At 61.0% G+C, this 19,370-nt stretch carries 16 protein-coding genes; 6 read left to right on the top strand and 10 right to left on the bottom strand.

Annotated elements, in window-relative coordinates; all coding sequences use genetic code 11:
* Window positions 1–136 precede the first annotated feature (136 nt).
* The 9 genes from AB4089_RS17155 to AB4089_RS17115 all read right to left on the bottom strand — a co-directional run bounded on the left by AB4089_RS17155 (window position 137) and on the right by AB4089_RS17115 (window position 13,021).
* A complete protein-coding gene (locus tag AB4089_RS17155; protein WP_441410478.1) occupies window positions 137–1,540 on the bottom strand; it encodes a serine hydrolase domain-containing protein in 1,404 nt (467 codons plus the stop codon).
* A gap of 636 nt (window positions 1,541–2,176) precedes the next feature.
* On the bottom strand, window positions 2,177–3,697 hold the full coding sequence (locus AB4089_RS17150; RefSeq protein WP_441410477.1) for a leucyl aminopeptidase: 1,521 nt from the start codon (window positions 3,695–3,697) through the stop codon (window positions 2,177–2,179).
* 107 nt (window positions 3,698–3,804) lie between these two features.
* Window positions 3,805–4,932: an o-succinylbenzoate synthase gene (gene menC / locus AB4089_RS17145; RefSeq protein ID WP_441410476.1), complete on the bottom strand. Its 1,128-nt coding sequence runs from the start codon at window positions 4,930–4,932 to the stop codon at window positions 3,805–3,807.
* Between the two features lie 2 nt (window positions 4,933–4,934).
* On the bottom strand, window positions 4,935–5,768 hold the full coding sequence (locus tag AB4089_RS17140; RefSeq protein ID WP_441410475.1) for a hypothetical protein: 834 nt from the start codon (window positions 5,766–5,768) through the stop codon (window positions 4,935–4,937).
* Between the two features lie 205 nt (window positions 5,769–5,973).
* Window positions 5,974–6,801 (bottom strand): ABC transporter ATP-binding protein, encoded by an 828-nt coding sequence (locus tag AB4089_RS17135; protein WP_441410474.1) that lies wholly within the window; start codon window positions 6,799–6,801, stop codon window positions 5,974–5,976.
* A complete protein-coding gene (locus AB4089_RS17130) occupies window positions 6,798–8,510 on the bottom strand; it encodes a dipeptide/oligopeptide/nickel ABC transporter permease/ATP-binding protein (RefSeq protein ID WP_441410473.1) in 1,713 nt (570 codons plus the stop codon). The genes AB4089_RS17135 and AB4089_RS17130 overlap by 4 nt, the downstream gene beginning before the upstream one ends.
* A gap of 107 nt (window positions 8,511–8,617) precedes the next feature.
* Entirely contained in the window at window positions 8,618–9,640 is a 1,023-nt protein-coding gene (locus AB4089_RS17125) for an ABC transporter permease (RefSeq protein ID WP_441410472.1), read from the bottom strand.
* 6 nt (window positions 9,641–9,646) lie between these two features.
* Window positions 9,647–11,251 (bottom strand): ABC transporter substrate-binding protein, encoded by a 1,605-nt coding sequence (locus tag AB4089_RS17120; protein ID WP_441410471.1) that lies wholly within the window; start codon window positions 11,249–11,251, stop codon window positions 9,647–9,649.
* Between the two features lie 150 nt (window positions 11,252–11,401).
* Window positions 11,402–13,021 (bottom strand): PucR family transcriptional regulator, encoded by a 1,620-nt coding sequence (locus AB4089_RS17115; protein WP_441410470.1) that lies wholly within the window; start codon window positions 13,019–13,021, stop codon window positions 11,402–11,404.
* A gap of 98 nt (window positions 13,022–13,119) precedes the next feature.
* On the opposite strand from AB4089_RS17115, the gene AB4089_RS17110 reads away from it, so the two are divergent.
* The 3 genes from AB4089_RS17110 to AB4089_RS17100 all read left to right on the top strand — a co-directional run bounded on the left by AB4089_RS17110 (window position 13,120) and on the right by AB4089_RS17100 (window position 15,165).
* On the top strand, window positions 13,120–14,070 hold the full coding sequence (locus tag AB4089_RS17110; RefSeq protein ID WP_441410469.1) for a serine hydrolase: 951 nt from the start codon (window positions 13,120–13,122) through the stop codon (window positions 14,068–14,070).
* The gene (locus tag AB4089_RS17105) at window positions 14,067–14,912 is read left to right on the top strand and encodes a M55 family metallopeptidase (RefSeq protein ID WP_441410468.1); all 846 of its coding nucleotides are present in this window, start codon (window positions 14,067–14,069) and stop codon (window positions 14,910–14,912) included. The genes AB4089_RS17110 and AB4089_RS17105 overlap by 4 nt, the downstream gene beginning before the upstream one ends.
* Window positions 14,913–15,003: 91 nt before the next feature.
* The gene (locus AB4089_RS17100; protein ID WP_441410467.1) at window positions 15,004–15,165 is read left to right on the top strand and encodes a hypothetical protein; all 162 of its coding nucleotides are present in this window, start codon (window positions 15,004–15,006) and stop codon (window positions 15,163–15,165) included.
* An 81-nt stretch (window positions 15,166–15,246) separates the two neighbouring features.
* On the opposite strand, the gene AB4089_RS17095 is transcribed toward AB4089_RS17100, so the two are convergent.
* Window positions 15,247–15,750, bottom strand: coding sequence for an Lrp/AsnC family transcriptional regulator (locus tag AB4089_RS17095; RefSeq protein ID WP_441410466.1), 504 nt, complete (start codon window positions 15,748–15,750; stop codon window positions 15,247–15,249).
* A 217-nt stretch (window positions 15,751–15,967) separates the two neighbouring features.
* Here AB4089_RS17095 and AB4089_RS17090 point away from each other — a divergent pair, with 217 nt between their 5' ends.
* Genes AB4089_RS17090 through AB4089_RS17080 form a run of 3 tightly spaced genes read left to right on the top strand, consistent with a single transcriptional unit; the run spans window position 15,968 to window position 19,362 of the window.
* Entirely contained in the window at window positions 15,968–17,050 is a 1,083-nt protein-coding gene (locus tag AB4089_RS17090; RefSeq protein ID WP_441410465.1) for a thiamine pyrophosphate-dependent dehydrogenase E1 component subunit alpha, read from the top strand.
* Window positions 17,047–18,033 (top strand): alpha-ketoacid dehydrogenase subunit beta, encoded by a 987-nt coding sequence (locus AB4089_RS17085; RefSeq protein ID WP_441410464.1) that lies wholly within the window; start codon window positions 17,047–17,049, stop codon window positions 18,031–18,033. The genes AB4089_RS17090 and AB4089_RS17085 overlap by 4 nt, the downstream gene beginning before the upstream one ends.
* 15 nt (window positions 18,034–18,048) lie before the next feature.
* Window positions 18,049–19,362: a dihydrolipoamide acetyltransferase family protein gene (locus tag AB4089_RS17080; RefSeq protein WP_441410463.1), complete on the top strand. Its 1,314-nt coding sequence runs from the start codon at window positions 18,049–18,051 to the stop codon at window positions 19,360–19,362.
* The last annotated feature ends 8 nt before the right edge of the window (window positions 19,363–19,370 follow it).

Genomic DNA, 19,370 nt, shown 5'->3' with positions numbered 1-19,370 from the left:
TCGTTGATTCGACAATCATCTCGGGTACGTAGGGCCCCCACATTGGCCAAACGACCAAAACGCAAGCTAGTTTCCCGTCCCCACGTCGTTGTGCACGTACATGGCCGAAGGCCTCTCGGCAGACTGGGCGCGTCCCTCACCTATGGCTGGTGACCTGCGGGTAAGCCCGGAGGCCAAAGTGCATCAAGTGTCTCTCTGCGGTGGACTCAAAGCTGATCCGCGTCCAATCCGGGTTGTTCGGGCTTTGCACCCCAAAGTGTTTGCTGCCAACGCTCACCAGTTTCAGCTCGGTGGCCATCATCTCGGGCCCGCTGGTGTCAAAAGCCCGCGCCTGCCATTCGCCGGCCGGCCCGTCGGTGCGCGGTTCAATCACGATCCGGAAGCCTGCCGCCTCATAGACACCGGCATATTCACGGAGGCGACTTCCGGAACCGGCCGCAACGCCAATATCAGCGCCAGATTCCGGGCCGAACGCGGCCGGCATCGTAGCCCCTGCGAACAGCTGTGCCGCCTCGGCAAACAATTCCCGATGGATGCTGTCCGCCCGMCCTCCGTTGGCGGACAGGGACAAAGCCATGCCTTGTTCCGGGAATAGTCGAAGGTACGCCTTTTGACCCAGCGTTGCGCCATCGTGGTTGATGGTTGGTACTCCGCCCCAATCCTGCAGGCACCAGCCGAGAGCCCATTCGTCGGCCAAAGTGGTGGCATGTGACATGCGGATCTGTCCGCGGAGCATTTCCGAACACTGTGCCGCAGGCATTAGCGCCGTCCCTCCGGGCAGGAAGGAGCGCGCATACGTGAGGGCGTCGTCCGTGGAAGCAGTGACCAATCCGGCTGGGCCAACACTGCGCGGAAACAAGAAAACGTCCGTCACCTGGCTTGCTTCGCCCAGTCCCTTATGTCCTACGGCGAAACTGTGTAGCGCGGTTTGCTCCGGCAAGGTGGTGGTCGCCTTCAGATCCAAAGGAGCACAGATGTGCATTGCCACTGCTGCGTCCCAGGACATGCCGCGTAGAACTTCTACCACCCGCCCCGCAATTACGAACCCGGTGTTGCAGTAGGACCATGTCAGTCCAGGGGCGAAGATTTGCGCAGCCGTGGACAAGGTCGCCACATATTTTTCCACGCAGTCATCACCGCGGCCGGTATCGGTGAAGAGGTCCCCGTCAATACCACTGGTGTGCGTGAGGATGTGCCGCATGGTGATCGTCGCCGCAGCGGATTCGTCGGCGAGCTTGAAGTCCGGCAACACATCACGTACGGGGGCATCCAGATCCAATTTGCCTTCGGCCACCAGTTGCATTGCCAGGGTTGTGGTCCACGTCTTGCTGATCGAACCGAGTTGAAACAAGGTGTCGGTGGTGACGCTTTGGCCTGTGCGAATATTAGTGACACCGGCGGCCACGACGCAACGTTCTTCCGCGCCCCGCCCCGGAATGGCGGTGCCCGTGCGCAGTATCCCAAACACGGCGCCCGGCGCCCCGTGCTTGGCAATTAGAGTTTCCAGGCGGTGCTGCCAATAGTCGGTGTCCAGAGACACAGGAGCCGCAGCGGTAGCGGTAGCGGACGCTGCCCTCAGTGAGGCAGGAGCCGATGGAACACCCATCTGCGCGAAGTCGGAGAGTTTGATAGAGCGTTTCACAAGAGTCCTCACGTCGCGGGCCTACAGGAACCACCATGCTCGCGGCGTGATGGTGATTTGGTAAAGAAGATGCCGCCCACTGCCGTGGTAAGCCACCTCTGACCCCATCCTTTCGCGCATGCCGTCTCGATTCACTGGTGAATAAGACGGAAAAAAACCAGAAAGCTGTAGAAAAACCCAAGCGCTTAAGTTCCGAAGCCGCTCAGGCCTCCAGCCGCCGGTCGGGTTTAAGGGATGTCGGCGCAGGCGAGCATCGGCGACCACAAACCGATCCTCCCCCTAAGCCGGAAATGACCCTCGTACCAGGCCGGGGCGATTGATTTAGATCCGTTGGCTGATGTCGCCGCCGTGCCCAAGACGAGCGGCCCGGTCGGCCGCCGGCTGTGTCACCAGCGTTTCAGGCTCCGACTCGTTTTTCTTTGCCGTGTCCATCGCCGTTCAGCAGTGTGGGTTCCACCTGGCGGTGGGGCTCTCGTGGCCAGAGTCATGTTGGGCGGTGGGGCCGGTCCTTGACCGGCCCCACCGGGGGCTGGTTCAGCCCGCTGCGAGCACGTCTTCGACGTACGCGAGCAGGGTGCGGACGGTGCAGCCCGTGCCCTGCTTGTGGTTGTAGCCGTAGGGGCTGCCGTTGTTAAACGACGGTCCGGCGATGTCGATGTGCGCCCACGGGATCTGTTCGCCGTCCTTGCCGTTGCCCACAAATTCGCGCAGGAAGACGGCCGCGATCATCATGCCGCCGTGGCGTCCGCCGATGTTGGCGATGTCCGCGACCTGCGAGTCAAGTCTGGGCCTAAGTTCCTCCGGCAACGGCATCGGCCAGACGATCTCGCCGGCGCGGTCCGCGGCGGCCTTGATGGCGCCGGTGACGGAATCGGAGCCCATCACGCCCGCGGTGCGGTCGCCCAGGGCAATCAGCTGTGAGCCCGTCAGCGTGGCGACGTCGATGATGACGTCCGGCTGTTCAAGGCTGGCCGCTGCCAGGCCGTCGGCCATGACCAGGCGGCCTTCGGCGTCTGTGTTCAGGACTTCAACCGTCTTGCCGCCGAACATCGTCAGGACGTCGGCGGGTCGCTGGGCAGCTCCCGAGGGCATGTTCTCCGCAATGCACAGCCAGGCCGTTAACTTGACCGGGAGTCCGAGTTCTGCGACAGCCAGGACGGTGTTGAGGATGACGGCGGCACCGGCCATGTCGCTCTTCATGTCACCCATGCCCAGGGCCGGCTTGATGGAGATGCCGCCGGTGTCGAAGGTGATGCCCTTGCCGACCAGTGCGATCATTTTGGTGGCTTTGGCAGGCGCGTACTCCACCTTGACGAGGCGCGGCTGGCGGGTGGAGCCCTTGCCGACGCCAAGGATGCCGCCGAAGCCGTCCTTTTCGAGGCGCTTTTCATCCCAGACCGTCACCTTGACTGGAAGGCCCTTGGAAAGTTCCTTGGCAGCGTCGGCGAAGGACTCCGGGTAGAGGTGGCTGGGCGGCTGGTTGACCAAGGTCCGGGTGGTGTTGACTGCGCGTCCGACCAGCAGCGCCCGGTCAAGGACGGGCTGAATGTCTTTGCCATCAATGGCCGTGTGGATCAGGACCTTGCCGACCGGATCTTTGAGGCCGTCCTTGCTGGAGCGGTGCTCGGTGTAGGAATAGGAACCGAGTGCGGCACCTTCCGCGACTGCAGCGACGTCGGCAAGGGACGCCATCGGAAATGCCAGGGTTACCGAAGACAGTCCAGCCAACTGACGGACCGCTGATCCTGCGGCCCGACGCAGCGCCTCCTCCGTCAGTAGGGCGCCGCCGGCGACCTTGCCGACACCCGCAAGAACGAGAACGGCCGACCCTGTCTCCGGGATGCCCGGCAGGCGGTTAATCTCGTCGGCTGCGCCGGTGATGCCGAGAAGTTCCAACGAGGCCGCCAGAAACTCGGTGACCTTGGCGCTCAGGGGGTTCGCGAGGAGCACCGGTCCGTCGGGACCCTGGCTGATGCCTATCACGAGTGCTTCGCTGGGCGACTTTTTCAGGTCCTTGGCGATGATGCCAAGGGTGATGTCTGTAGTCTTCACCACGGGGACATTTCCTCATTTCTCTCTGCATGGCTTGGCAGGGCTGGATGTTAGGCGCAGGCTGGAACACGTCGACTGTCGGCATGGGACGACACGGTCTGCGAATTGCGTCAGGGGGCAACGGTCTCCGAGTGGACGCGTACTTTCTTGAGTATCTCGGGGAGCGGGGCCACGCCTAAGCCGGGTCCGCTCGGGATGGCGATGCGGCCGGCGTCGAGTACGAACGGTTCGGTAATATCGAGCCGGTAAAAGCGGTCAGAGGCTGAAATGTCCCCCGGAAGCGTGAAGCCCGGCATTCCGGCCAGCGCTGCGTTCGCGGCTCGACCCAGTCCCGTCTCCAACATTCCACCGCACCAGACCGCGACGCCGTTCGCTGAGGCGATGTCGTGGATGCGCCTGGCTTCGAGATAGCCGCCGACTCGGCCGGGTTTGACGTTGATCACTGCGGCCGCGCCCAGTGCGATCGCATCCGCTGCGGCTGTCGCCGAGACTATCGATTCATCCAAGCACATCGGAGTCCTCATCGTCCTGGCCAGCACCGCATGCTGGCGCAGGTCGTCCTCACCCAGCGGCTGCTCAATCAACAGGAGATCAAACGCATCCAACTGGCGCAGCAACGGCGCATCCAGCAGCGTGTAGGCGGCGTTGGCGTCTACCTGCAAGGGAATGTCGCCAAAACGCTCCCGCACTGCCCGCACAGGTTCTATATCCCAGCCTGGCTTGATCTTGAGCTTGATGCGCACGTATCCCTGGTCGACAAAGTTACCGACGGTTCCGAGCAGGCTGTCGATGGAATCCGCGATGCCAACGGACACTCCTGAGGGAACGGAAGCCGTGGTGGCCCCGAAGTAGCTGGCAAACGATTTTTCGCTTGCCCGAAGCTGGACGTCAAGCACCGCCATCTCCAGGGCTGCCTTCGCCATCCTGTGGCCCACAATGTGCCGAAGGGCATGCCCCACCATCTCAGCCGTGAGGGTGTTGCCCGCGTCTTGCCATAGATACAACAGCGGGATCAGGTAGCGGCGCAGCACGTCACGGGCGCCGTCAAGGTATTCCTCGGAATACAGCGGGTCCTGAAGCGCAACGCATTCCCCCCAGCCCACTACTTCTGAGCCCTCGACCTCAGCGGTGAGTTTAATCAGCAGCGGCGTGCGCTCAGTTTGGGTACTAAAGGACGTGGTGAACGGGGCGACGAGAGGTAGGCGTACCGTGATCAGCTCAACGTTGAGAATCCGCATGTTCAGGTCCTTTCCATATGATAGAAACCGCTGCGGTCGAAGCCGGCGATTTGCCAGCCGTCGGCTAGCAGCGGGACGAATGCAGCTCTGACAGCGAGCCGCCACTGCTCGGCCGCGTTGGGGTTGTTGAGACGCAGAATTTCCACATCGGAGGGGATCTCGATTCGGCAGGCCCGTGCCCGGTGATCGATCGTAGATTCGAGCACTGGGCCGTCCTCGCCGCGGCTTAGCACTGCCGGTGGCAAAGTTCCCTCGAGGCTGGGTCGTGCGGCAGTGGAGCCACGCAGATCCCAATGGAGCAAGAGACGGTCACTGGCGTGGCCGCGATTGAGTTCGTCGGTCATCTCACCGTAGAAGTTTGGCAGGTACTGCGCTGAACGCGCTCCGAGCCTTTCCAGATTGAAGAAGGCGTTCCGTGCCACCAGGGGATCGAACGTCCACGTCATGGTCTCGATCCCCCGACGCAGGCACCAGGCGCGCTGATGGTACTTGAGCGCCTTTCCGATTCCGCTCCCGGCACGGTCCCCGAGGACACCGGCAATGTGCGAGTGCAGTGCCAGATCCTTGGGGGCGTAGAAGAAGCCGATGCATGCGGCCACCATCTGCTCGCCGTCAAACGCACCAACCACGTAGTTTCCTGCGTGAGCCAGGGCGACCATCATGTCGGGTTTCACATGGGTCCTATTTGGCTCCAGCCCCCACACGTCGGCAAGGAGTTTGGCGGCTGTAACCATCTCTGGTGAAGTATGCAGCTCCCGAATCTCGACGTTGCTATCCTTTGAATAGACCTTGGCAAGTTCGGCGGCGTTGGCCTCGATCATCGCCGCGGCGCTCAACTCTTGCTCCTTCGCTGAAAGTCCCGGTAACCGACCCCGGCTGAGTGGACGGGGCGTCGTCCAGGATGCCGTGATCCACAATTCACTGTGCGGGCTCCAGCCTGGATGCTCGATAGGGCGCAGAAAACCAGCTCGGTGTCCGGTGGTATTGCGGTCTCACTCGACACAACAATTTGGCGTAGATCGTCAATGGTCAGTGGACGTGTCATTGTTCAATCTCCTCTTTACCGAAGAGCGGGACACCAATTTGCGGTATCGCCCTGACTAATTCCTGGGTGTATGAATCTTTGGGGTGTTCAATGACTTGGGCCGCCGGTCCGCGTTCGACGATTTCGCCGCGGTTCATGACGGCGATTTCGTCGCACACACGGCTCACAACGGCGAGGTTGTGGCTGATGAAGAGCACCGTGAGTGACAGATGTTGCTGAAGATCAAGCAGTAGATTCAGTACGGTTCCCTGGACGGACACGTCAAGGGCCGAGGTGATCTCATCCGCTAGCAGGACATCCGGTTCGGCGGCGAGTGCCCTGGCCAAGGCCACGCGCTGGCGCTGGCCGCCGGAGAGGGTTCCCGGGAAGGAGTGCGCCATTGTCGAGTCAAGTTCCACCATCGTCAAAAGCTCGCCAATGCGGGCGTTCCGGGCCGCCCGACTCGTCGACGGGTAGGTGCCCGGCTCGCGACGTTTCCGCCGTTCGGTGACGTCGAGCGCCTCCTTGATCGAGGAACCAATCGACATCCTCGGGTCAAGACAGGAATAGGGGTCCTGGAAGACCATCTGGATGCGCTGCCGCACTCGCCCGGTGCTCCCTTTGGCGTGGGCCACGTCAACGCCGTCGAGCAGAATACTGCCGTGGTGGGGTTCGCTCAAGCCGACAGCGGTTCTGGCAATGGTCGATTTCCCCGAACCTGACTCGCCGACGAGTCCGACGATCTTCCCCGAGGGGACGATCAAGTCGATGCCGCGTACAGCGTCGAACGCGGACCGTCCGCTACCAAACCGGACCCACAGGTTCCGGAATTCAAGTGTGCTCATACGACTTCCTCCATCAGCGCTGCCGGGAAGACCGTGCCCTCCGGAATCGTGGCGAATGGCTCCCCCTTCTGGGCTTTCATGCTCGGCACGGCGTCGAGGAGTGCCCGGGTGTATGGGTGTTTGGCCCGGCCAGCCACCAGATCGTCCACGCCGACGTCTTCCACGATTGATCCCCGGTACATGACCAAGGCACGTGTACACAGCCCGGTGACGACCGCGATGTCATGGGAAACGAGCAGGATCGCCGCGTTCTCCTCGGTGTTCACCGCTTTCAAGAGGCCGAGAACTCCGCGCTGCACCGTCACATCCAGGGCCGTGGTTGGTTCATCGGCGATGATCAAGACGGGGCGCCCCATCAACCCCATGGCGATCATGGCCCGTTGGCGCATACCGCCGGAGAACTCATAGGGGTATTGTTTGGCGCGCCGTTCCGGGTCAGGTATCCGAACCTCGCGAAGTCGGTCGACCGCCAGTTCCTGTGCCGCCTTGGCGCTTAGCCCCCCGTGAAGACCACCAATCTCAGCAATCTGCGTGCCGACGTGCAAGGCCGGGTTAAGCGATGTTGACGGGTCCTGGAAGACAAGCGCCAACCTCGTCCCCAGATGTTTCCGCGACACGGCAGAGCGGATACGGCTGGGCAACTTTCCGTTCTGAATGAGTTCCGACCCATCGAAATGCACGCTATCTGCCGAAACGTCCAGCGGTTCTTCCAACAACGCGGCCACGGCCAGACACGTCAGGGACTTACCCGATCCTGACTCACCCACGAGGCCGACGATTTCGCCGCGACGAATATCGAAACTCACATCGTTCACAGGGTGCGTCCAATCGGATCCGGCCGGGACCGCCACCCGCAGGCCACGCACGCGAAGCACAGTGTCATCGGCCCCATCTGGCACAACTTCAGACTCGGTGCGTGCGATTCTTGGCAGCGCCCGTGGTCGCTTTCCCAGGATTGGTTCGATCCCGAAACCGCGTGAAAGAGTTTCCCCGAGCAACGTGAAGACCACGCCAGCAAAGATGACCGCCCCGGCAGGAGCCAGAGCCGTGGCCGGATTGACATAAATCTTGCCTAGCCCCTCATTGAGGAGCCGGCCCCAGTCAAAGTCGGGTGCCTGGACGCCCAGTCCGAGGAATGACAGACCGGAGAAGGCGACGAGCGCGGCGCCAGCGGACAGGCTTGCGTTGACGATGAGCGGTTCACGCACATTGGGGAGGATGTGCCGGAGCAGAATCCGGACCTTTGAGACGCCGAGGACTCGAGCCGCAAGCACAAAATCACGGCCGGCGACCGAAGAACTCATAGTTTGAGTCAATCGTCCAAAGGCGGGCATCATGGCGAAGCCGATGGCCAGCATGGCGCCTTGGGCCCCGGTACCCACAACTATGGAGAACAGCATGATCATCAGAAGGGCCGGGAAGGCGATCGCGATGCCCGTGGCGCTGACGACAAGCCTGGCTGTCTTGCGCGGCAATACGACAGGCAGGAACCCAATTAGGACTCCGCCTGAGACGCCGAGGGCAGTCGCCCCGAGCGCCATTCCGACCGAGAGTCGGGCTGCCGTGAGCACCCGGGCCAGAACATCACGTCCGCCAGCATCCGTGCCGAAGAGATGGTCCGGGCTGGGCTGGGCTGAGAGCTGTTTGAAATCGGTAACAGTCGCCTGTGCGCCCCATATTATTGGGCCGAAAACCACGCCGAATACCATTATGACAACGCCTACAACTGTTGCAATGCCAAGTGGCGAGCGCATGACGGCTGCAAATCGTTGTGCCTGTCGCTGACCCGATGCCGGGTGCGCTGGGAAGGAAGCCATTAGTTCTCCCCCAATGCGGAACGCGGGTCAAGCAGCACTAGCACAATGTCAACAACAAGCGTCACGAGCAAAACGAACAGTCCGTAGACGATGATGACACCTTGGGCCAGGGGGAAGTCTTTGTGCATGATCGAGGCGACAATCGTCATGCCCAACCCGGGCCACGAGAAAATCGTCTCCACAAGTACCGTTCCGGCGATCAGGCCGCCAAGTACGAGCCCGCCGATGGTCAGGGAGGAGGTAAGCAGGTTAGGGAGCGCGTGGCGCATGTAAATTCGCCAGCTGGACATCCTCTTGGCACGGGCGGTGCGAATATAGTCCTGGTCGAGCACGGAGAGGGCCTCCGCACGCACAATTCGCGAGATGCCGGCAATGCCGCCAAGGGATAGCGCAAGAACCGGCAAAATATAGGATTCCGGTCCGCTCCGCCCGGCCACAGGGAGCAAGTGAAACTGTACGGCGAACACGTAGATGAGCCCGACACCGATCAAGAACTCTGGAATGACGGCGATAAAGCCGCTCACGGTCGTGTAGCCAAGTTCAAGGCCCCGCCGGCGACCGCCGCGCGTCAACGCGGCGGTCACCAGACCAACGGGAATCGCAAACGCCAGCATGACGACCAAGGCGAGAACGGCGAGTTCCAGTGTTGCCGGAAGCCGCTGTGCAAGCACTGTTGTCACGGGCATCTGCAGGCTAAAGGACTCTCCAAGATTTCCGGTGAATAGTCCCTGCCAGAAGCGGATGTACTGCTCCCAGAGGGGCAGGTCGAGCCCGAGTGCTGCCCGTCGCTCATCAACAACCGCTTGGGATGCGCGGATACCCAGGGCGATCCGCACCGGATCACCCGGAATCGCCCGGATGCTCAAGAACGCCACGGTCACAAGAACAATGATCGAGACTCCGAGCCGGGAGAGCCTGCGGGCAAGAAATGTTGCCCACCGGCCACCCCATATCGCTTTCGCCGAGTGCGGACTGCTTCCGTTCGGTGCCCCTATTGAAGGGAGAACCTGTTGCTCAGTCATTGTCCGTCACCGAAGCACCCGATAGGCCGAACCGGGAACTATTGCGTTTCCGGAAGGGTAGATCGATTCAGCGCCATTGAAGTAGACGTTGTGTGTATCAATCGCAATCGGGATCAGGTCAGCCTGGGAAAACAGGGCCTGCTCGGATTGCTTCCACAGCTCACAGGCAGATGTGCCCGATTCTAGCCGGGCTTTACCTACTAGATCCTCGTACTTGGCATTCTTGACGGAGGCGTAGTTAGTGCCCTCGGGCGAGGTTGGGCCCGTCAGATAGGCCGGGAAGATACTGGGCGTATCGCTATTGAGGGTGATCGTATTAACGTCCCACTTACTCGGGTCCTGGGCCGAGAAACTATTGGTGACGACAAAGTTCTGGTCACCACCGAGGAGTTTGACTTGGACCCCGAGCGACTTCCACTGTGCGGCCAAGTACTCAGCTGCGGCATTGCCAAGATCTGAGTCGTTGATGTAGTAGAGCGAGAGCGTCAGCGGTTTGCCGTTCTTTTCCAAGATACCTGAGGAATTCTTGGTCCATCCGGCAGCAGTGAGTGTGGATTGCGCATTGCTGACATCGAAGGCCGGCAACGTTCCCTGGATGCTGTCGTAGGAGCATCGCTTCGGCTCTACGGCCATTAGCGAGGTAGCACGCTTACCTTTTCCATCGGTGATGATTTTGGTGTAGGTGTCCAGATCGATGGCTGCTGTCAGCGCCTTGCGTACCTCGGGGTCCTCGGTGGGAAGCCCGGGGTAATGGTTGAAGGTAATCTCGCCTGCGAGGCGGGTGGTCGGCTTCGAGGGAAGCTTAGCTGCTTCCACACGCGCCTCATCGGGCCCTGAAACGTCGGCAATGTTGATGCCCTTGGACAATAGAAGGTTGGCAGCAGTGCTGGCATTGTTCACAATCTTGATGACGACTGTTTTGGGCACACCAAGTGTTTCCGAGGTCACGGTACCTTCGGGGCCCCAGTTATAGCCTTCGCGGCGTGCAAGCGTGATGTGGTCGTTGGGAACTACTTCCTTGATCACAAAGAGACCGGTACCGTTACTGGCCGCCGCGACGCTCTTGGGATCTTTCAGCCCCGCTGAACACACCAGGGCCGTACTACCAATGGTTTGCAGCAGAAAAGGAGAAGCTTCGGGTGTCTCGACTGTCAGTACATTTCCTACTGCTGTCGCCTTCGCATCCGCTGGGATGACTGAGTCCTTCAGCGGAGACCCGTTGGCGGGGTTCACGATCCAGGCGAAGTTGTCCGCTGCGGTCTGCGCGGTGAACGGTGTTCCGTCAGCGCACGTCACCCCGTCTTTGAGGGTGAAGGTGACTTTGGCGGGGGTCTCCGTCCAATTCGTGGCCAAATATGGCTTGAGTGCACCCGTTGACGGATCAGCGAAGAGGAGGGTGTCGTAAGTGTAGGAGGCAACGACTTGCGCAGCGACCAGGTTGGAACTGGCCGGGTTGAGGTCACCTGGATCCTCGTCCAGGGCAACGGTTAGCGTGCCGTCTTTGGCATACTCCGGGGCTGAGCTGACTGGCGTTGCGGGGCCGCTGCACGCGGCGAGAACAAACGTACTCACGACGGCGAGCGGTATCGCGGAGTTTGAACGAACTTTCATGGCTGTCCACCTTGGGGGGTCGAGTGTTGTAAGCCGGCTGGCCCGCATCATCGCGGGTGCTTTGATTAACACTCGCCCCTACATGCGCCTCGATCATCGTTCGAACGGCCAAATGTAGGGATCCAATTGGTACCTTGGACCCAAGGGCAGTTAGGGGAACAGTCGCAGCTCCAACATGAGGCCGAATCTCACCTCTGGATCCTGCATATCTATCCCGCCAATTTCCGCCAATCTGCCAAGGCGGTACCGGAACGTATTCTTGTGAACGTGGATGGCCTCTGCGGCGGCACTGACGTCACCAAAATGGTCCAGCCAGCTGCGCAGAGTCGAGATCAGCTCTGTGTTGTGTTCGACGTCGTACTTACCAAGCGCCTCCAGCGGACCGCTGACGGACATCTGGTCCGCGGCAAGCAAGTCCGAGAGCCGCAGCATCAGCGCCGCCCCGTAAACATTTGCGATCGTTGCTACGCGCAATTGCGAAGTCTCCCTACCGCGCAACACCCGGAGCGCGGCATCCGCCTCGGTGCGCGAGCGGTTGAGCTCGGATACTTCAGAAACCACCGAACCTATCCCCGCAAAGAGTGTGCTCGGCGTATCCATGCGGGCGATGAACGCGTGGGCAATCTGGACTGCCTCATCCTGGGCGCTCCGCTTCGTCTCCCGCAGAGGAACGACGGCGTAGATGATGCGTCCAAGCAGAGACGCAACGGCACGCGGATAGATGGGTTGGAGGTACATGTTCAACGCGCTGGCGACGCGCTGAGCCTCGGATTCCGTGCGCACGGCATCGTCGTGCTCGCTCCGCGCGCCAATTGCGATCACACACGCTGCAGACTTGGAGAAATTGAGCTGGTTCGCCCCCTCCCGTGCTCGTGTGCCGCCGTCAAGGAGCATGCTCACCAGACCCAACCGAAGGCGCGTCGAGGAGTCCGAACTGACGCGCGCGCGGAGCATCGTCAGGGCGACCACTCTGGCAGCTTCAACCATCCCCTGCTCACGCTGTTCGGTGAGTGGTTCGTGAACAACTGCCCAGATCGAGCCAAGCAGTTCCTCGCCCGCCTTCACACGCATCGCAACACGTGGAAGCGCCTCTGGTTCCGGCTTCTCGACGAAGACCGGGCGTTCCGAGGTGTAAATGCGCCTGAACGCACCGTTCTTCCGCTGCGCGTCGTTGAGGGCCTCCGGGACGTGAAGTCCCAGGATGGTCCGTCGACGCGGCTCATCCGTCCCCGCCTGATCGGCGGAAAAGGCGATGACGCGTGAAGAGAGATCCTCGATCGTCACCGGCGACTGGAGTAGCGCAGCCAGGGCGTTGGCCAGTTCAAAGAGGTCAGAACCGATACTCGTTTCTGACCCGGGGGCCACGTGATTCGAGGAGTCGATGCTCAAAGCGGAGGTCAACATCGTGGCGACCTGGATCCAGGACGCCCCCCGGACCAGGCTAAAAAGCACCAGTCCAGTTTCCGCCACGGCCTGTGCCACCTCGGGGCCTACCGGAATTGGCTCCCGTAGCACCAGAGCGACGGCTCCATCGGCAGCGAGCAGTCGGACCTGTTCTACCGTTTGATCAGAACCCGAAATACCCAAGCCGAGCACCAACGCACCCGGCGTCAGCGCTGGACGGTCCAACGGGTCGTAAAGCACCACAGATCGCACGAGCCGGCTGGCATCGAGCGTGCCGGCTTCCAGCGACAAAAGTGTTGAGCCGAGCCGTTCAACAATGCGGCCCAACGATGACTCCGGCGCACGGCTTGAGGTTTCCTGGGACATCAATGTCCTCCCACTTCTGATCAAATGTACAGCCGGGCAACCRTGAATTTGGTCCGCCATACGAACAATTCACCTTTTCCCACGACGATACTGGACCAGTGACACCTACGCATCCAGATCTCGCCTCCGTACGCGACGCCCTCGCGGCCCAACTCAACGAAGCGGGTGTGCGCGGATCCGTGCACGCCATCGATATAGACACCGGCATCGAAATTGGCCTTGATGCGGACAACCCCGTGATCACAGCCAGTGTCTTCAAGGTTCTCGTCCTCGTGGAACTCTGCCGCCAATACACCACAGGACAGCGCACACCCACAGACCGGATCAGCCTTGCCTCGGATGACCGGCGCACTATTGGTGGCACAGGGCTTTCGGCCATGCTTGATGACGTCGAGCTGTCCCTGCGCGATCTATCGTTCTTGATGATGTCGGTGAGCGACAACCGGGCGACGGACGTCATAGTGGACCTTCTTGGCTACGACGCAATCAACGAAACCATCAAACGGTTCGGGCTTGAGCACACGACTGTTTTGACCGACTGCGCCGGCCTGTTCGCGACAATGGATAAGGACCTCGGTATGCCAATGGAAGTGCTCGCAGCTGCCGCTGCCGTCAGCCCTCTCTCGGCTCAGCAACGGGAACAGTTGCGCAGCATCCGCGCGGCCAATCCCGAACTCACCGATTGCACCACGCCACGAGAAATGACCACCATGCTCGCCGCGATCTGGCGGGACGAAGTCATCGGCGAGGAGGCGAGTGCCGAAGTGCGTCGCATCATGGGCCAGCAGGCCTGGCCGCACCGTCTGACCTCAGGTTTCCCAAGCTCCGATGTCAAGGTCTCAGGCAAAACCGGAACTCTTATCTTCGCCCGCAGCGAGGTCGGCGTCGTCGAATTCCCCGATGGCGGACGCTTCGCCGTCGGGGTCTTCCTGCGGGAGCCCACCGAGGATCTGCGCAACCCCGACGCCGATCGTGTCATTGGCACCGTCGCCAGACTTGCGGTCGACTACCTTCGTGAGAGCCAAGCAGAGAGGTTTGATGACAAATGAAGGTCTATATATCCGTAGACATGGAAGGTATTGCTGGGATCGCCACATTGGATCAGGTGGTGCGTGGCGGCTTCGGCTATCCGCGCGCCCAGGAGCTCATGACGGCCGAGACCAATGCCGCCATTGAGGGAGCGTACGACGGCGGCGCCACTGTCGTCGTCGTTAACGACTCACACGGCACCATGGACAACCTTATTCATGAGCAGTTGGATCCGCGTGCACGCCTGGTCTTCGGATCGCCCAAAGCCCAGTGCATGGCTGAAGGGCTCACGGCAGATTGCGATATCGCGCTCTTTCTGGGCTACCACGCACCAGCGGGGGCACCGGGCGTTCTGGCCCACACGTTTTCGAGCCATTTCACGGAGGTTCGTCTCGGCGGGCGTCCCGTCTCGGAAGCGGAAGTCAATGCGCTCTACGCCGCCTCGTTAGGCGTTCCTGTAGGACTCGTCACCGGTGATGACATTATCTGCGAGCTCGTGGAATCCGTTATGCCTGACGCCAAGACAGTTCAAGTGAAGGTCGCCCATGGCTGGTCCGCGACCGATTCAATCGCACCGAGCGTCGCACGAGAGCTGATCCGTGCCGCCGCGGCTGAAACAGTCCGTGGAGCAGCATCACTGCCTCGTCCCGAACTTCCCGGAGAGCTCGTGTTGGAGGTCGATATGCCGACGCCGTTGGCCGCTGAGTTCGCTCTTGGTGTGCCCGGTGTCGAGCGCATAGGCGATCGCACCGTTCGACGCCGGGTGCAGACCGTGTCCGAGGTGCTCGGACTGATCAATGTCAACTATGAACTGGCCGCCAGCGCTATGCGCAGCAAGATGGCGGTCATCAACAGGCGCTAGCTGGGTTCGATCCACGCAATTCCTCGACGAGGGCGGTGACCAGTGCCGTCCTCGTCGCGATCATCTCGACCAGAGCGTGTTCGCTGCGGGCGTGCGCGCCGCCATCGACGGCACCGAGGCCGTCAAGGGCCGGGACACCGATTCCCCCAGCAAAGTTCCCCTCGAGGCAGCTGTGGCCGAGTACATCAACTGGTGTAACTACCGTCGGCTCTACTGGAACTCGGATATACCCCGCCCGTGGAAGCCGAAATGAACTTCTATTCAAATCTGCCGCCGTCAAAGAGCGGGAACGGGTCTAACAAATCCTCTAGCAAATGCTCGCCACACGGTTGGCTTATTTAGGAAGCGGAGTCGACCTGCCCCAGCCGGACTCCTGGGTTAGATGGTCGAGTAACGGCTGGACCCTGTAGGGCAACGGGGTTGAGACTGTCAGGTTGGTGTTGGTATGGCGCACACCGGGGATGCTGATCATACGTCCGACGGCCTCCTGTAGTGCCGAGAGAGTCACTGCCGCAACCCTGACCAAGAGGTCCTCGCGTCCAGCCTGGATTATGACCTCGAGAACCTCGGGAACCTGCCTGAGAGCGTCAACCACTTGCTCGAGCAGTCGCTGATCGAGCTCCAGACCAACGAATGCCTGAACAGCAATGCCTGCCGCCTCCAGTTCTATTACGGGCCGAAATCCTTTTAGGACGCCGGCGTTTTCCAGGCGGTTCAGTCTCGCCAGAACAGTATTCCGTGAGATGCCGAGTTGCGCCGCAAGCTCAGCCACTCCGGCACGGGCATTGCCATCGAGCCTTTTGAGAAGCTCTGAGTCCAGCCGGTCGATGGTGGTCATTTCGTGAACTTGCATCTCCCAATATTCCTATCGTTGTGAACAGAATGTCTAGTTGTTTACCAATAAGTTGACCATATTAAGAGGCTCCCTCAAGGTTAGGAAATCAAATCAGTTACCAATTCATCAACAAAAGAAACTCTTTGGGAGGCGCCATGCGGACGACGTCGATCGACAACCTCTACGGGACAACGGACGGCGTTCGGACGGGAGGTCGATCATGACAACTGAGCCGATTTCCATGTTGTGGCAGGACGGAACGTTCCGTGCCAACGAAGCCTTGCCGATTGATCCTCTTAGCGTTGACGTCCCCAGCCTTTACCGAGATATGGTCATGAGCCGGCGCGTTGACACCGAAGCCATTGCACTCCAGCGTCAGGGGGAACTCGGTCTCTGGCCGTCTCTGCTCGGACAGGAGGCAGCCCAGGTGGGTGCAGCCCGTGCCATGGGTCCGAGAGATGTTGCATTCCCCACCTACCGCGAGCACGGCGTTGCTTGGTGCCGCGGTGTGGATCCCGTCAACCTTCTAGGGCTCTTTCGAGGCACAACCTTGGGCGGGTGGGATCCGGCCGCCAACAACTTCAACCTCTACACCCTCGTTATCGGCGCGCAAACACTGCATGCCGTTGGATATGCCATGGGCATCGTCCGGGACGGCGACGTGGGAACCGGCGATCCGGCGCGAGACCGTGCCGTGCTGGTCTTCCTCGGCGACGGTGCGCTGAGCGAGGGAGAGACCAACGAAGCGTTCGTTTGGGCAGCAGCGCAAAACCTGCCGGTCGTATTCTTTTGCCAGAACAACCAATGGGCGATCTCCGCTCCCTACTCTGTACAAAGCCGTGTGCCCGTCGCACAGCGCGCCGAAGGGTTCGGTTTCAGGGGCGTCCGCGTGGACGGGAACGACGTCCTCGCCTGCCTGGCCGCCACCCGCAAGGCCCTTGCGGTAGCTCGAAGCGGCAACGGCCCGACACTCATTGAGGCCCTTACTTACCGCCGTAACCCGCACACGACCTCTGACGACGACGGACGCTACCGCACAGGGGCGGAGAATGACGAGTGGGAAGCGCTCGATCCCATCGATCGCGTTCGACGCTATCTGGAGGCGTCAGGCCGGATTGACGAGGCTTTCGTGGATGAGCTCGCCAAAGAGGAACAGGTGCTGGCAGAGCGTTTGCGCACAGGATGCAGATCGCTACCTGATCCGCGACCTGACTCCTCGTTCCGTAACACCTTCGTTGACCTTCCCGCCGAACTGGAGAAGCAAATGACCGAGCACATCGAATTTGTGGAGGCCGGCGAATGACCGAAACCGTAACCCGAATGCCCATCGCACACGCGCTGAATCTTGGCCTGCGCCACGCGATGGAAGCCGATGACAAGGTTGTCCTCGTGGGCGAGGACATCGGACAACTCGGCGGGGTATTCCGTGTGACCGACGGGCTGCAAAAGAGCTTTGGCGACCTTCGCGTAGTTGATTCCCCGCTGGGAGAGGCAGGCATTGTCGGCGGCGCAATCGGTCTCGCCATGGCCGGATACCGGCCGGTGTGCGAGATCCAGTTTGATGGTTTTGTCTTTCCTGCAATGAACCAGATCATCACGCAGTTGGCAAAGTACCGGCACAGGTCGGAAGGCCGGATCAAAGTCCCTGTTGTCATCCGCATACCCGTTGGCGGAGGCATCGGCGCGATCGAGCACCATTCCGAGTCGCCGGAGGCATACTTCGCACATACCGCCGGCCTTAGGGTCGTTAGTCCGTCGTCTGCACAGCAAGCCTACGACATGATCCGGCTCGCCATCCGTAGCGATGACCCGGTCGTCTTCCTCGAACCAAAGCGCTCATATTGGCTCAAGGGCGATGTTGACCAGAACCGCACACCGGATCGGCTGGACCGGGCAGTTATTGCCAGGCACGGAGATGACCTGACGCTCGTCACGTACGGTGCGTTGATGCCTGTAGCACTCAAAGTTGCAGATGCGTGCGCCCAAGAGGGGCGAAGCATTGAAGTCATCGACCTGCGATCACTATCACCGATCGACGACGTCACCATCCTCGCGTCGGTGCAACGTACCGGCCGACTTGTTGTCGCCCATGAAGCCTCCAGGACAGCTGGCCTCGGGGCCGAGATCGCCTCCCGGGTGCAGGACGAGGCGTTCCACTACCTTCAGGCTCCGGTAATCCGCGTGACCGGATACGACACGCCGTACCCGCCCAGTCGCCTCGAGGAGGACTGGCTTCCCGGGCTGGATCGCATCCTCGATGCCGTTGACCGCAGCTTCACCTACTAAAGGAAGGGAAAGACCATGACCATCAAAGAGTTCGCCCTGCCGGATGTGGGGGAAGGCCTCACTGAGGCAGAAATCGTCAACTGGCTGGTACAGCCCGGCGACGTTGTCGAAGTCAACCAGGCCATCGTGGAAATCGAGACCGCCAAATCCATCGTGGAACTCCCGAGCCCTTTCGCCGGAGCAGTGACGGCCCTTCATGCAGACCAAGGGGAAACCGTTGACGTGGGCCGTTCAATCATCAGCATCGCGACCGAACAAACGCTTCGTTCCGACACTGCGGTTGAGGCGCCTGCCAAGGTGCGTGCCGAGTCCGCGGGCGAAGACGAACCGAAACTCCTGGTTGGCTATGGAGCCCGGGAACTCCGCACCCAGCGCCGGCGCCGCAGATCAGCCCCGGCTAATTCTCCGGCCCCGGCCGCCACATCGTCGGCGCGACCCGAACCGGCGAAGGCAACACCGCCGGTGCGAAAGCTCGCCAAGGACTTGGGCGTGAACCTGCCCGGTGTTACGCCCACTGGCCTTAACGGTGTGGTGACGCGCCAGGATGTACTGAGGGCGTCCGCCGTTGCTACTGAGGCGTCCGGCCAACCCAAGCCGCAGGCAAACCTCGGTCCGGAAACGGAAGGCGACATCCGCATCCCGATCAAAGGAGTCCGCAAGCACACGGCGGCGGCCATGGTGGCATCCGCATTCACGGCACCCCACGTCACTGAGTTCGTCACGGTGGATGTCTCCCGCATGATGGCCCTGCGCGCGGAAGTGGGCAGACTTCGAGAATTCAAGGACATCAAGCTCAGCCCCCTAGCCTTCGTATGCCGAGCCTTCCTCAAAGCCGTGGAACGGACCCCGCAAGCAAATTCCCGGTGGGAAGAAGAAACACAGGAAATAGTTCAGTTGCGCGAGGTCAACCTTGGAATAGCCGCGGCAACACCCCGAGGGCTTGTGGTGCCCAACATCAAGAGTGCACAGCGGATGCCACTCGTTGAGCTTGCAACGGCAATCGGCAGCCTTGCGGCAACCGCCCGGGAGGGAAAGACGGAGGTTTCAGCGATGGCAAATGGCACCATCACGGTCACTAACATCGGTATCTTCGGCATTGACTCCGGAACACCGATCCTCAACCCGGGGGAAGCCGCGATTCTCGCCGTCGGCGCCGTCCGTCGAATGCCCTGGGTCGTAGATGACGAAAAGGGTGAACGGATCGAGGCGCGATCCGTCATGCAGCTCGCTCTGTCCTTTGACCACCGGGTAATGGACGGACAGCAAGGCTCGCAGCTTTTGGCTGACACTGCAGCACTTCTGCGCGAGCCCGGCCTCGCAATTCTCTGACCCAAGCA

This window comes from Arthrobacter sp. 2MCAF15, assembly GCF_052115605.1.
Taxonomy (GTDB): Bacteria; Actinomycetota; Actinomycetes; order Actinomycetales; family Micrococcaceae; genus Arthrobacter.
The sequence above is the reverse complement of the archived record's forward strand: the minus strand, read 5'-3'. Positions and strand labels throughout refer to the sequence as shown.

Bases quoted from the DNA above. Each gene is read 5' to 3' on its own strand.
- AB4089_RS17080 (WP_441410463.1), top strand. From the start codon at position 18,049: ATGACCATCAAAGAGTTCGCCCTGCCGGATGTGGGGGAAGGCCTCACT.
- AB4089_RS17115 (WP_441410470.1), bottom strand. From the start codon at position 13,021: ATGTCCCAGGAAACCTCAAGCCGTGCGCCGGAGTCATCGTTGGGCCGC.
- menC (WP_441410476.1), bottom strand. From the start codon at position 4,932: ATGCGGATTCTCAACGTTGAGCTGATCACGGTACGCCTACCTCTCGTC.
- AB4089_RS17120 (WP_441410471.1), bottom strand. From the start codon at position 11,251: ATGAAAGTTCGTTCAAACTCCGCGATACCGCTCGCCGTCGTGAGTACG.
- AB4089_RS17095 (WP_441410466.1), bottom strand. From the start codon at position 15,750: ATGACCACCATCGACCGGCTGGACTCAGAGCTTCTCAAAAGGCTCGAT.
- AB4089_RS17135 (WP_441410474.1), bottom strand. From the start codon at position 6,801: ATGAGCACACTTGAATTCCGGAACCTGTGGGTCCGGTTTGGTAGCGGA.
- AB4089_RS17085 (WP_441410464.1), top strand. From the start codon at position 17,047: ATGACCGAAACCGTAACCCGAATGCCCATCGCACACGCGCTGAATCTT.
- AB4089_RS17090 (WP_441410465.1), top strand. From the start codon at position 15,968: ATGACAACTGAGCCGATTTCCATGTTGTGGCAGGACGGAACGTTCCGT.
- AB4089_RS17130 (WP_441410473.1), bottom strand. From the start codon at position 8,510: ATGGTATTCGGCGTGGTTTTCGGCCCAATAATATGGGGCGCACAGGCG.
- AB4089_RS17125 (WP_441410472.1), bottom strand. From the start codon at position 9,640: ATGACTGAGCAACAGGTTCTCCCTTCAATAGGGGCACCGAACGGAAGC.
- AB4089_RS17105 (WP_441410468.1), top strand. From the start codon at position 14,067: ATGAAGGTCTATATATCCGTAGACATGGAAGGTATTGCTGGGATCGCC.